This window comes from Novosphingobium fluoreni (assembly GCF_014196615.1).
In the GTDB taxonomy this organism is placed as follows: domain Bacteria; phylum Pseudomonadota; class Alphaproteobacteria; order Sphingomonadales; family Sphingomonadaceae; genus Novosphingobium; species Novosphingobium fluoreni.
The window spans coordinates 66443-79815 of sequence record NZ_JACIDY010000001.1 but is presented as its reverse complement, the minus strand read 5'-3'; the positions used below and the strand labels follow the sequence as shown (position 1 = coordinate 79815).

10 protein-coding genes and 1 pseudogene are annotated in these 13373 nt (G+C 61.4%); 9 read left to right on the top strand and 2 right to left on the bottom strand.

Annotated features, from left to right (window positions below):
* Positions 1 to 102: 102 nt before the first annotated feature.
* A pseudogene (locus GGR39_RS00305) lies at positions 103 to 1008 on the top strand (IS630 family transposase).
* A gap of 238 nt (positions 1009 to 1246) precedes the next feature.
* On the opposite strand, the gene GGR39_RS00300 reads toward GGR39_RS00305, so the two are convergent.
* Positions 1247 to 2476, bottom strand: a complete 1230-nt coding sequence (locus GGR39_RS00300) for an acyltransferase family protein (RefSeq protein WP_183615400.1) — start codon at positions 2474 to 2476, stop codon at positions 1247 to 1249.
* Positions 2477 to 2486: 10 nt separating this feature from the next.
* Complete coding sequence (locus GGR39_RS00295) at positions 2487 to 3146, bottom strand: polysaccharide biosynthesis/export family protein (RefSeq protein WP_183615399.1); 660 nt, start codon at positions 3144 to 3146, stop codon at positions 2487 to 2489.
* Positions 3147 to 3264: 118 nt separating this feature from the next.
* On the opposite strand from GGR39_RS00295, the gene GGR39_RS00290 reads away from it, so the two are divergent.
* From GGR39_RS00290 to GGR39_RS00255, 8 genes are all read left to right on the top strand, one after another.
* The gene (locus GGR39_RS00290) at positions 3265 to 4599 is read left to right on the top strand and encodes an outer membrane beta-barrel protein (RefSeq protein ID WP_221225889.1); all 1335 of its coding nucleotides are present in this window, start codon (positions 3265 to 3267) and stop codon (positions 4597 to 4599) included.
* Positions 4600 to 4687: 88 nt separating this feature from the next.
* Positions 4688 to 6850: an AAA family ATPase gene (locus tag GGR39_RS00285; RefSeq protein WP_183615397.1), complete on the top strand. Its 2163-nt coding sequence runs from the start codon at positions 4688 to 4690 to the stop codon at positions 6848 to 6850.
* A 74-nt stretch (positions 6851 to 6924) separates the two neighbouring features.
* Positions 6925 to 7170, top strand: coding sequence for an XrtV sorting system accessory protein (locus GGR39_RS00280; protein WP_058735024.1), 246 nt, complete (start codon positions 6925 to 6927; stop codon positions 7168 to 7170).
* Positions 7171 to 7300: 130 nt separating this feature from the next.
* On the top strand, positions 7301 to 8596 hold the full coding sequence (locus GGR39_RS00275) for a cell wall hydrolase (protein WP_183615396.1): 1296 nt from the start codon (positions 7301 to 7303) through the stop codon (positions 8594 to 8596).
* A 598-nt stretch (positions 8597 to 9194) separates the two neighbouring features.
* Positions 9195 to 10667 (top strand): UbiA family prenyltransferase, encoded by a 1473-nt coding sequence (locus tag GGR39_RS00270; RefSeq protein ID WP_221225888.1) that lies wholly within the window; start codon positions 9195 to 9197, stop codon positions 10665 to 10667.
* Complete coding sequence (locus GGR39_RS00265; protein ID WP_343055739.1) at positions 10664 to 11170, top strand: GtrA family protein; 507 nt, start codon at positions 10664 to 10666, stop codon at positions 11168 to 11170. Before GGR39_RS00270 ends, GGR39_RS00265 begins: the two co-directional genes overlap by 4 nt.
* On the top strand, positions 11167 to 12495 hold the full coding sequence (locus GGR39_RS00260) for an FAD-binding oxidoreductase (protein ID WP_183615395.1): 1329 nt from the start codon (positions 11167 to 11169) through the stop codon (positions 12493 to 12495). The genes GGR39_RS00265 and GGR39_RS00260 overlap by 4 nt, the downstream gene beginning before the upstream one ends.
* A complete protein-coding gene (locus GGR39_RS00255; RefSeq protein WP_183615394.1) occupies positions 12492 to 13232 on the top strand; it encodes an SDR family oxidoreductase in 741 nt (246 codons plus the stop codon). Before GGR39_RS00260 ends, GGR39_RS00255 begins: the two co-directional genes overlap by 4 nt.
* The last annotated feature ends 141 nt before the right edge of the window (positions 13233 to 13373 follow it).

Genomic DNA, 13373 nt, shown 5'->3' with positions numbered 1-13373 from the left:
GTGTCGTCTAGAGCGGTTTCCACACTAACTGACTCGACGAGGATTCCCATCTGCGGCTTAATGTGATTCAGACGTCCTGCTGGTGGCAGGAGGCAAGCATGGATGGCACGCACGCTTTCACAAGACCTTCGGGACAGGGTTGTCGCCGCGATTGACGGCGGCCTGAGCCGCCATGCGGCGGCGGCGCGCTTAAATGTCAGCGTGTCGAGTGCGATCCGCTGGCGTCGCTTTGCGTTGGAACATGGCCGTGCCGTGGCCAAGCGACGCGGCGGCGACCGGCATTCGGGTGAGATCGAAGCGCACGGCGACTTCATCCGGGAACTGATCGCCGAGCAGGGCGACATGACTCTGGATAAGGTTCAGGCGCGGCTGATCGAGCGCGGCGCCATGGTCGGGATCGGCACGGTGCATCGCTTCTTCGTCCGTCACGGGATCACGCGCAAAAAAAGACCGGTCACGCGAATCGAGCAAGACCGTCCCGACGTCCTGAGGCAACGCCAGCGCTGGTTCGGCGGCCAGATCGATTTCGAACCCGAACGCCTCGTGTTCATCGACGAGACTTGGATTGCGACAAACATGACCCGCAGCCACGGGCGCAGCGCCAAGGACGAGCGATTGCGGATGGGCTTCCCGCATGGCCATCGCAAGACCACAACGCTGGTCGCCGGCCTGCGCATGACCGACATGATCGCGCCGATGGTGCTGGACTGGCCGATCAACGGCGATTGGTTCGAAGCCTATGTGGCGCAGGTCCTGGTGCCAGAGTTGCGGCCCGGCGACGTCGTCATCATGGACAACCTCTCGAGCCACAAGCGGGCGGCCGTGAAAGAGCGGATCGAAGCCGCCGGAGCAACCCTGCGCTTCCTCCCGCCCTACAGCCCAGACTTCAATTCCATTGAAAAGGCCTTCTCCCGCCTCAAGGCCTTGCTGCGCAAGGCGGGCGAATAAATCGTCAGCGGGCTGTGGGGGTAGATCGGCAGGCTCGTCGACATCTTCCAGCCCCGCTAATGCGCCAGCTACTTTATACCATGCGGATATGAACCAGAGTCATCGAAAACCGCTCTAATCAGGGCTGAACAGATGAGAGCCAGCGCGAAGCGCCGTAGGTACTGAGGCATAGGGCCAGCAGAAGGAACCCTGTTTCCAACCCAGTGCTGAGCACGAACCGTTCTCGCTGTACTGCCAAGCTACGCCGCCGTACAGTGCGTGCGCGGCTAGGATTTTGAGAAGTCGGCATCCATGTTTCCTAAAGGGTCTGCTGGCCCGCAGATGGCGCGATCACAATCTTTTCACCTTCTGATTTGGGCGAGATTAGCGCGGAGGCTTGTTTTAAGGCGCCTGCCGTAAATCGCTTGCCGATTAATTGTTGGATCAGCCGCTTTGTAAGCGGCGTTTCGCATCTGTGTAAGGCTACCGCTGCTACACAAGATAGGCTGAATGCAATAATCAAGAACATTTCAGCAGGAACTGCATTTGCAGGTATCATCCGTGACCAGATGTGCCTGGAGGCGGTAATAACGAAAGGATGCAACAGATAGAGTGCGAATGACGCATCACCCAGAAGAAGGAAAAGGCGTTTTATCGCGGTGTCAGACCGCAGGGGCGTTGAGATAGCTGTCACAAGCAGCAGCAATCCAGGGATCCCCCAACCAAGAACGCGGGTTACGTCGTTGGGAGTGATTGGCTGTTTCGACAAGCCAAAGGGATCTGAGATATAGATTGTCGCTCCCATGAGTATCATCGAAGCTCTATATAGTCGCGGGAGCGTTATGCGGCGCTTTTGGAAAATTGACGCGATCAGCATGCCGAAGCCGAACTCCAGAATGATCGAGCTTGTCCAAAACTCCAATGCGCCACCTAACTTCTCCTGATGTCCTACGACCGCAAACAGGCAGATAATCGAGAGCGCCACGGGAATGTAATGACGGCTCGAGACGACCATCGATAACGCAAATATGGTGTAGAAAAGAACTTCGTAGTTCAAGCTCCATCCGAGATCGAGAACAGGGTAGAACGTTCCAACGTGTGTGCCTGCAACAGGGAAGAAGGCAAAACTTGCTATGGCGTGAGTGAGCGAGGGCACATTCTTCGCACTCCAGAGGGCAAGCATGATCGATAGCGCTGTAGCGGCCCAGTACATCGGAATGATACGAGCCAGACGTCGGATGAGGAAAATGCGGGCTCCTCCCGGTTGTCCGACCAGACGACTTCCCGAATGAACGATAATGAAACCGGAAATCGCAAAGAATATATCAACGCCGATCCCGCCATTTATAGGAACGGGCGCGAATGCACCAAATTCACCCGGATGCGTACGGATCGTGCCTTGAAGGTGTCCGAAAACGACCAACGACGCCGCTATCGCTCGAAGTATCTGCACGCCTTCAAGCCGAGTTGTGTCAGCGACTGCAGCAGACAGAGACTTCCCGCTAGCCGGTAAATCCTTCTGGAGGGTGTCTGGCACCAAGTTGGTCATGTCGCGGCCCTCAGAAATGTCTTTCCGGGACGCGGATGGTATCGCCGGGGTTTACTGCGGTTCCGGGCGAGAGCTTGTATGAGACTTCGCTGGCGTCCCCCCACCGGGTGATCATGGCGGAACCTTGTTGCGCGCGGTATGTGTAGCCTTTGGCGGTTGCGATCGCCTGGCGCACGGTCATGCCTGGAATGAAGGGATATTGGCCAGGGGCGTTCACCTCTCCAAGAACGAAGAAGGGGCGGTAATGCAAAATCTCCACCGCGACCTTCGGGTCAAGCAGATAGCCGCCTTTGGCGTATGCGGTTCGGACAGCTTCCTGCAATTGTGGAAGCGTCTTTCCGCCCGCGTCGATCGTGCCGATTAGCGGCAGGGCGAGGCGGCCGTCACTGGCGATACTATATTCGCCGTTCAACTTATCCTCGCCATAGAAGATCAAGCGCAACGCATCGCCTGCGCCCAATCGGTACTCCCGTACTTCGGCAACTGTCGGCGCAGCCTGTCGATCGGTGGACGCGCAACCACCGATGGGGAGCGGCAGACACGCCACGGCCCAAACGCCGAGGTAGCGATAAAGAGTGTTTTTCGCTCGCATTATATCGAAACCTTTGTTCTGCACGTATTCAGCGGAGACAATCCACCCAAATCGGATCAAAATCGACCGTCGTTTCACGCATAATTTGAAGGGCAATTGGAAAAGCCCCTACATCTAAGCAATTTTACTAGGTGAAGATTACCGCACGTTTGCGCGCTCGCAACACGAACAACATCGATCATCGTGGCAATTCGGATTGCCCGGCATCAATCGGGCGATATGTACCTCGCTCATGGTTTATGTGGCGATCAGACTTTTTTGCGGAGCGGGTTCTCTCGCCCTTGTGCTGTCGGGCCATGCTGCACGTGCACAGGATGTTTCCGCCTCGCCAACCGTTGGTACCGTATTCGACCGACAGCGTACCGTCGCTGTTTCGGAACGGGTGCAATCCGGCTTCGAAGAAGTTGGAAAGCGGTTAGACGGCTTCATCATTTATCCGCGAATCACGGCAGTTGTCGCGTTCGATGACAATGTCCGCGCCCGATCGCAAGACAGGCAAAGTGATGCCGCGCTCTCGATACAGCCCTCGATTAACGCCGTTTCGGACTGGACGAGGCATCAGGTTGGTCTCACGGCGTCTGCAGGCGTGACGCGCTTCCTCAATTTGAAGACTGAAAACACGGAGACGTACTCTGTCCAGGGTGAGGGCCGCTACGATGCCGGCAATGAGGTGCGCCTTTACGGGTTTGCGGGGCTGCGTCGGGACGTAGAGCGACGCAATGCACCGGGAGCATTGCGCAACTCGTTAAAGCCGCTTGCTTATCAGACCGCAACGGGAGGAGGCCAGCTTACCTGGCAGGGTAGTCGCATGCGGCTTTCTGCAAATGGAACGGTGGCACGCGTTACATATGGCGATTTACGGACGTTCGACGGTGCGGTTCTAAACTCCCGGGATTTGAACCGAACGCGGTATCAGGCTAGTGCGCGGGCGGAATATGCCATCACCGCGGATCTGGCCGTGCTGGTCAACGGATCGGTCAGCAAGATCGATTACAATTTGCAGCCGGGTTCGTCGACGCCGGATAGGTCAGCCCGCCGCGTCGAGCTGCTCGGTGGCGTCAGCTTTGAATTCACCGATCTGCTACGCGGCGAAGTGGCGCTTGGCTATATAAAGCAGGACTTTCGCAGTCCCGGCATTCGGGACTTCAGCGGCTTTGGTGGGCGTGCGCGAGTGGAATATTTTCCCACGCGGCTGACCACCGTCACTTTCGATGCCTCTCGCACGCTGCAGGAAGCGGGCAATCCCCTCGCGCCAAGTTATCGGCGGACCAGAGCCGCGATCCGTGTCGATCACGAACTCTATCGCTATGTCCTTATTTCGGGATTCGCCGATTATGAAACCAATCAGTTCCAGTTACCGCAGCGCACGGAGCGACGGCCGCATGTTGGCCTGAGTGGGCAATACCTCGTAGATCGCCATGTCACTTTGTTTGCGCGGTACGACCATCTGCGGATCACATCACGACCTGCCAATTTGGGTCTTCGGCTGACGGACAACGTCCTCAGCATTGGTGTCCTCTTCAAGCCATGACCGTCATTTCGTTCCAAAGGCGGAGTGACAGGCTGATCACAACCTCGTCGCTGTCACACAGCGGCGTACTCTCAACAGGATTATCCACGTGAGCAACGAACTATCGGCCGCTCAGCATCATGCGCTCGCAGAGCGTGGACGGCACCTTGGTCCGGAAGACAACACCGGTTACTCGGGCGGTGCCGGGGCGGCACAGTTGGATGGTTCACGGTTCGCGCGCTTCCTTAAGGACAACTACAAGCTGTTCTTGGGCATCATGGTCGTCATGTTGAGTCTGGCCGCGCTCTACACTTGGCGGCAGGACCCGGTCTACGAAACCAAGGCAAGCGTCCTGCTCGACCAGCGCAAGAAGCAGGTGGTGCAAGGGCTGGAGGATGTCGTCTCCCCCCTGCCTGCGGACTCGAGCGTGGTGGATACCGAGGTCGAGATGCTTTCGTCGTCCGGGATGGCGTTCCAGGTCGCGCGGCGGGCCGGGTTGATCCCCGATGTCCCCGTCGCGCGCATGTCGCAGCAGCAGCAGGAAGATGCATCGCTGGTGGTGCGCGATATCCTGGAGCATCGTTCGATCAATCGCGTCGGCCTGACCTATCTGATCGACATCCGGTACAGTGCCAACGATCCAGAAACGGCGCAACGGATGGCCAATCTCTACGCGCAGACGTACATCGATTCACAGGTGGGCGTCCGAGTTGAGGAGAACACGCGGGTCAAGCTTCATCTGGAAAACGAGATCGCCCGACTGCGGGGGCAGGTGAAGGCGGCGGACGCTGCCGTGGCCACTTACAAGGCGCAAGTCGGCCTGAATGGGAACACCGCGCTCGGCACGCTCACCGAACAGGAAATATCCAGCTACAACCAAACCTTGGCAGTAGCCCGCGCACAGGCGGCGGAGGATGCCAAGCGGCTTGATGCGGCGCGCGCGCAGCTGGCACGCGGAACCGATAACCTGGGTGATAGCAATGCGCCCGGCATGACGGACCTTCGCTCCCAGCAGACGGCGGCCAGCGCGCAAGTAGCGCAACTGGCCAGTCGCTATGGCGCCAATCATCCTGAATTGATTACCGCTCGCCAGCAACTGCAGGAAATCAATCGACTGCTCGCGGGACAGGGAAGCCGGGTCGTGGCAGGCCTGCAGGCGCAAGCCCAGGCGTCTGCGGGGCGCGCGGCGGAAATTGCCGGACGGCTTTCGGCAACCGAAGGCGAGCTGGCCGGAGCCGACAAGGCGGCAGTCCGGCTGCGCGAATTGGAAGCGGAAGTTGCAGCGCCGAAGACCTTGCTGGAGGCCTATATGTCTCGCCTTGCGCAAATCTCGACGCAAAGCGGGATTGAGCAGGCCGACGGTCGGATTGCCGCCCTTGCGCCCCTGCCGATCGATCCCTCTGGCCCGAGGCTGGGCCTGAACATGGCGGTCGCCGCGGTGCTGGGCTTTATCCTGTTCGCCATCGTGGCGTTGATCCGGCAGGTGTTCGCGGTGGGTGTCAGTTCGCCCGAAGAGGTCGAGAACATCTTCGGGATCGAGTTCCTGGCCGCCGTGCCGAGGCTGCGCAACGAAGACGATCTGGCCATCATCAACCAAGTGGTGGAAGCGCCGAACTCGCCTTACGCCGAATCTCTTCGGGCCTTGGCTGCGGGTATCTTCCCGCCCGGACAGGTCCACCCCCGCGTCGTCGCGCTGACATCGCCGCAGGCCGGCGAGGGCAAATCGACAACCGCGATCGCTCTTGGTCGCAGCCAGGCCTTGCGTGGCCGTCGCGTCCTGGTCGTAGATTGCGATTTGCAGCGCCCGACGTTCCACCAGCGTTTCGGGTTCGGTCGTTTCGGCCCGGGCCTGGTCGAGGTCCTGCGCGGGGAGGCGAAGCTGAACGATTGCCTGGTGATCGACGGTCTTACTCCGGCTCGACTCCTCCCGGTCGGGGAGGTGATCGAGGCGGGTCAGTCGATCGCGTTCGACCAACTCCAGGCTTTGATCGGTGAAGCCCGCGACCAGTTCGATCTTATCATTCTGGATTTGCCGCCTGTGCTACAAGTGGCGGAAGCGCGCGTGATCGCCGCCGTCAGCGATGGCGTGGTCCTGTTGACACGTTGGAAGCATACGTCGCGCCAGGCCATCGAATTCGCCATCACGGTTCTGGCTCGCGCCGGAAGCTCTGTGATGGGCCTTGTGCTGACCGAGGTCCCTGCCGGCAGCGATATGATGCTGGGGAGTTACGCCGAACCCACTGCAGGAAAACTGCGCTTTGCGGGCCACTGAAATTCGGCCTTCGCCACGAGGAGCGCTGGGCTCTTGCGTGGGGGCGCTGACTTCCTCCTGAAGGTATTGAGACGATGACGACGGTGTTCGATTGGCTGACGGTCGCGATATTTGCGGCGCTGGCAGTTGTCTATCTGCAGCGCTCAGTCGGGCCCAGGCCTGCCCATGACGCGGTGTGGAAGTATCTGCCGCCAGCAGCGATCTGCATGATCGCGAATCAAGTGGGCAATGGCGGATGGGCGGTGCCCGCAGCCATTCTGATGTTTGGCGCCATCGCGTATATCTGGTTCATCATTCGCCCCCTCGATCGCGCTTCGTGAGATTGATTGGCTCAGGTTCGTGACGGCAATCTCTCTCTCAGAAGCACGAGTCGATCTTCTGCCCGGCTCCAGACCGGTCGGACGGGCGGTGCGAGGCGGTGTATGGCAAACTGTGCGCCCCTGGATCGCAATGCTGACGAGCCGTTCGGCGCGTCCTCAGGTTATCGCTCTGATCGTACTGATCGCGTTTTTTTCGGTGCTGGCCCTTTTTGCGGCGGGTTCGGTCACGACGATCAGGTCTGTAAGGCCACTGGATGACGCCGCGAGCCTGACGGTGTTAGCCGCACTGCCTGGCGTACCGACCGTCGATAGCGATGTCGGCTCTGCCACGCCGGCCCCGGTGACGGGGAACGATGCCCTCTCACTGAACGCGCGTCAGCCATTCGTTGCAGTCGGCGCGACGGCGCGGCCGTTTCTTGGCCGGATCACGCTTCAAGATCGGCCATTGGCGCGGGGCTGCCTGGCAGCAGCGATGCTGTACGAAGCTGGCCCGGGCGATCTTCTGGGCCAACTGGCAGTCGGCCAAGTCGTGCTGAACAGAGTGGCACATCCCGCTTTTCCAGGCAGTGTCTGCGGTGTCGTTCTGCAGGGAAGCGAGCGGAAAACGGGGTGCCAATTCACCTTCACCTGCGATGGCTCTCTGGCGCGCCGTTATTCGGCAACGGCCATCGCCGGCGCGCTTGCGCGTGCGGATCGAATGCTGGACGGGCTGGTCCTGCCGGCGGTGGGCCTGGCTACGCATTACCATACGCAGGGCGTCTTTCCGTGGTGGAGCCCGAAGCTGGAAAAGATCGCTCAAGTAGGGCCGCACTTGTTCCTTCGGTGGCCCGGCTACTGGGGCTCTGCCGGAGCGGGCCGTGGCAAGCGATTGGTGCCGGAACCTGCCGCATCGCAATTAGTGGCGGCCGGTTTCCTGGATCGGCCGGCTGAGTTGGGCCAGGAGCGTGGACAAGCTGTTGAACCTGCGCTTCGCGATCTTGGTGCGATCCGCAGCCTCACGCCCGAGATCGCCGACGCCAATCTCACTCCTGGGGCTTCAGTCCTTGTCCCGATTGCGAGGCGACTGGCGCCGCCGCCATCGAGCGCGGCAAGCCCCACCGCGCCGATGCTCACTCCCAAGCTGCTCGACGGGAACCGCCTGGTTCGCATGTTCCCGGATGAGGGCGTGTTCTTTCTCGAAATGAATGCGGCCTCTGGACCCTTGGGCCGCAAGGGTGCGGCGCAAGTGCTTTGCGGCGGCCGTGCCGTCTGCCATGTTTACGGGTGGAACACGGGAATGGTGCCAACGGCTGGGCCGACGCTGGACCGCAATGCGCATTCGCAGATCGTCTTTCAGTATGATGTCGTGCCGAAGAAATCCGCGAAAGCGGGTGATGGCGACGCCATAAGTCGTGGCTTGTATCAACCAAGCCATCAGTCACCTTGATTTCAAACATTGGTCGTTTGGGAAAAATTCTCAGGCGCGTGAGATTCTTACCGGTTGTCACTCCAAACCCTAAACTGATTGCTGTGGCGATCGGCTCCGGCATGGCTGAAGCGCAGCCCCTAGCGCCAGGTGCAAGATCATCGCTGGCAGCGACAATTCTTCGATGATAAGGCGATAACGTTGAAGGGCACGTACCTTTACGGAGGCGTGGCAGAAATGGGGTCGAACTTATCGATATGAGGCCTGCGATAGTGCAGCGCTCTTCATCTCGCCGCGCTTTGGCACAGCCTTCGTGGGTGATGCCATGCATGGCTGAAAGATGTCGTCGCAACTTCGGTCGCCATGCGATGCGGCGTATCGCCGTGCCCGGTAGCTTCTTGCAGAGTGGCGGGGCTGCAAGGCTGATATGGCATCGCGAAAGGGCCCAGCAGGTAACGATTTTTTCGCGTGTTCCAGGTAAGCCGCAGATCTGGTCGATCCACGCATCCGGGATCGGATCTATGGTTTTGGCGGCTCTGTTCCTTCTACGGCGACAGGCAATGGTGAAGGGCAGCATGACAGACCGGCAGCGTCCAGGCTTTATGGCGGGGGCCGCTGCGTGACGCTTGCCGAGATCGCGATACCTTTGGTGAAGGGCGGCTCTTCCCGCACGCTCCCGCTCGTCCTTGCGGTGGACCTGGATGGCACGTTGCTGCGGTCCAACATGCTGCATGAGACGTTCTGGTCCGCCTTTGCCCATGACTGGCGCGTGCCTTTCGCGGCGGCGGCGCATCTCGGCAGGGGCAAGGCGCAGCTGAAGGCGATGTTGGCGCAGCGGTCCAACGTCGATGTCACCGTGCTGCCCTACGATGATGAGGTGATCGCCTACATCCGCGATTGGCGGGCGCAGGGCGGCAAGGTGGCGCTCGTCACCGCGACGGACCAGCGGCTGGCGGACCGGATCGGCGCGCATCTTGGGCTGTTTGACGAGGTGTTCGGCTCTGACGGGGTGCGCAATCTGAAGGGGCCGAACAAGGCCGCGTTCCTAGTTGAGCGCTATGGCCAGGGCAATTATGCCTATGTCGGCGATACCCATGCCGACGATGCGGTGTGGCGCAATTCCGGGCATGCGGTGGTCAAGAGCCGCTCGGGCCGCGTGCGCGCCAGGGCCGAGGCGCACACAAGTTTCCACGCGATCCAGCCGCCCGCCGGAAGTGCCAAGGGGCTGTTGAAGGCGCTGCGCCCGCATCAATGGGCCAAGAACGTGCTGGTCTTCCTGGCGATCGCCGGGGCGCACAAGCTGCTCGACCCCGACCTGCTGCTGCGCACGTTGGGCGCATTCGTGGCGTTCAGCCTGGTCGCCTCCAGCGTCTATCTGGTGAACGACCTGCTCGACCTCTCGGCCGACCGTGCCCACGCCCGCAAACGCAAGCGGCCTTTCGCCAGCGGTGCGGCGGCGATCGAGTTGGGCCTGCCGGTGACGGTGCTGCTGCTGCTGGCCGGCTTCGCCATCGCCGCGCTGCTGGGGCCGCTGTTCCTGCTGACGCTAGGGATCTACTTCATCACCACGACGGCCTATTCGCTCTCGTTGAAGCGGTACCCGATCATCGACATCTGCGTGCTGGCCGGGCTTTACACCATCCGCGTCGTTGCGGGCGGAGTGGCGACGGGGCTGCCGATCTCGGTGTGGCTGGCGGCGTTCTCGCTGTTCATCTTCTTCTCGCTGGCGGCGGTGAAGCGGCAGGCAGAACTGGTGGACGCGGTGAAAGCGGGCAAGCTCCAGATCGTCGGGCGCGGCTATCACCCCGATGACCTGGAGCTCGTTTCGCAGATGGGGACCGCCTCGGGCCTGGTTTCGGTGCTGGTCATCACGCTTTATCTCAGTTCCGATGCGGTGACCGAAATTTACACGCGGCCCGAAGCGCTGTGGGGGGTGACGCCGGTGCTGCTGTTCTGGATCAGCCGCGTGATCTTCAAGGCGCATCGCGGCGAGATGCATGACGACCCGATCGTGTTCGCGGCCAAGGACAAGGTCAGCATGATCTGCGGCGTCCTGATGTTCGGCTTCGTGATGGCGGCGACCATCCCGTGAGCCGCGCCGATCCCGCACCAGCCACGCTGACCCTGCCGGCGCTGATCGTGCGCTATGCGGTGTTCGCCGTGATTGCGACCGTGGCGAACCTGGGCACGCAGCGCCTGGTGATGCGGCTGGGCAACCATCGGCCCGGCTGGCTGGAGGGGATAGTGCCGCAGGGCTTATGGGCCACCGCCGTGTTCGGCGCGGCGATGATCGCGGGCACCTTCGTTGGCCTCGTCATCAAGTATATCCTCGACAAGCGCTGGATCTTTTTCGACGTGGGTACCGGCATGAAGCAGCATGGCGCCAAGTTCGGGCTTTATACCGCGATGGGTCTGGTCACGACGGCGATCTTCTGGGGAAGCGAAAGCCTGTTCTGGTTCGTCTGGCGCACCGAGGCGATGCGCGAACTGGGTGCGGTGCTGGGCCTGGCGGTGGGCTACGTCGTGAAATACCAGCTTGATCGGCGGTTCGTGTTCACCGATGCGGTGTTGCACCGGGCGGAGCTGACGCGATGAAGCTTTCAGGTTGGGGCCGTTTTCCGCAAGCCGAATGCGCCGTTGTGCGGCCGCGCGACGTAGCCGGGGTGGAGAGCGCCTTGGCCCGGAACGCGGGTGGTCTGATCGCGCGCGGCAATGGCCGGGCTTATGGTGATAGCGCGCTCAACCCGGCCCAAACGCTGGATATGCGCGGGCTGGACCGGGTGCTGGCCTTTGACGAGCAGACCGGGCAAGTTGTGGCGGAAGCCGGCGTGTTGCTGGCGGACCTGATCGAGCTTTTCCTGCCGCGGGGCTGGTTTCCTTCGGTGACGCCGGGCACCAAGTTCGTCTCTCTGGGCGGGGCGATCGCTTCTGACGTTCATGGCAAGAACCATCACAAGCACGGCTCGTTCGGCGCCTTCGTGGACTGGATCGACGTGTTGGGTAGCGATGGCGTGATCCGCCGCGCCAGCCGCGATGAGGAGGCGGAGCTGTTCGGCTGGACGGTCGGCGGCATGGGCCTGACCGGCGTGATCCTGCGCGCGGCGCTGCGGCTGACCAGGGTACAGACCGGCTGGATCAAGCAGACGATGCGGCCCGCCCCCGATCTCGCCACGGCGATGGCGCTGTTCGAGCAAGCCCAGGATGCAACCTATTCGGTGGGCTGGATCGATTGCCTGGCATCCGGCGCGGCGACCGGCCGTTCACTGGTGATGCTGGGCGAACATGCCACCCTGTCAGATCTCACCGAAAAGCAGCACGCCGATCGCTGGGTGGAGAAATCGCGGGGCAAGAAGTCGGTGCCGCTCGACTTCCCAAGCTTTGCGCTGAATTCGCTTTCGGTGAAGGCGTTCAACACGCTCTACTACGCCAACGGGCGGCGGCAGGCGGGGGCCTCGCTGATCGATTACGACAGCTATTTCTACCCGCTCGATGCGATCCTGGAATGGAACCGCATTTACGGCCGCACCGGCTTTGCGCAGTTCCAGTGTGTCATTCCGCTGAAGGCCTCGCATGCCGGGTTGACCGCGATGTTGGGTGAAATCGCGCGATCGGGGCAAGGCTCGTTCCTGGCGGTGCTGAAGCGCATGGGGGCGCAGGACAGCCCGTTCTCGTTCCCGATGGAGGGCTATACCCTGGCGCTGGATTTCCCGATGCGGCAACAGACGCCCGGCCTGTTTGCCGAGTTGGAGGCCATCGCCATCGATCACGGCGGCAGGTTCTACCTTGCCAAGGATAGCCTGCTGACGCCCGAGCGGCTGCGGCTGTCCGATCCGCGCGTTAAGGCATTCACGCAAATGCGGGAGGCCAGCGGTGCCGCTGCGCGCTTTCGTTCGCTACAATCCGAAAGGCTCGCCCTGTGACCCAATCCGTCCTCATCATCGGGGCGCGATCCGATATCGGCATCGCCGCCGCCCGCGCCTTCGCCGCCAAGGGTTATGCCGTGCAACTGGCCGCGCGCAACGCCCCCGCGCTGGCGGACGATCGCAAGGACCTGATCGCCCGCTATGGCGCGCAGGTGTCATTGCACGAAGTCGATGCGCTGGACCTGTCCAGTCACGAGGCTTTCGTGGCCGGCCTGCCCGTGCTGCCGGGCGTGGTGGTCTGCACCGTCGGCTTCATGGGCGAGCAGAAGCAGAACGAGACCTCGCTGGCAGAGATGGCGCGGGTGATGCGCAGCAATTTTGAAGGACCGGCCAGCCTGTTCACCGTATTGGCCAACAAGATGGTGGCGCGCGGATCGGGCACGCTGGTGGGCATCAGCTCGGTCGCGGGCGAGCGAGGACGCGCGGCGAACTATGTCTACGGTTCGGCCAAGGCCGGGTTCACCGCGTTCCTTTCCGGCCTGCGCAACCGCCTCGCCAAGGACAAGACCGGCGTGCATGTCGTCACCGTGCTGCCCGGCTTCGTGCGCACCGCGATGACACAGGGGCTGGACTTGCCCGCCAAGCTCACCGCCGAACCCGCCGAAGTGGGTAACGCGATCTTCAAGGCGGTGGAGAAGGGCAAGGACGTGATCTACGTGCGGCCCGTGTGGCAGGGCATCATGCTAGCCATTCGCAAAATCCCCGAATTCCAGTTCAAGAAGATGAGCATCTGACGGGCGCGAGCGGCCGCGCGTTACATTGCTTGAGTTATCCGAAATTCGATGCAGCCTGACGCCATTCCGTTTCGTTAAGCGCCGTAAGCACGGGGCTGGGCGTTGCTTGCGCATGGCTTATATCCCGGCAATGTTGCGGCG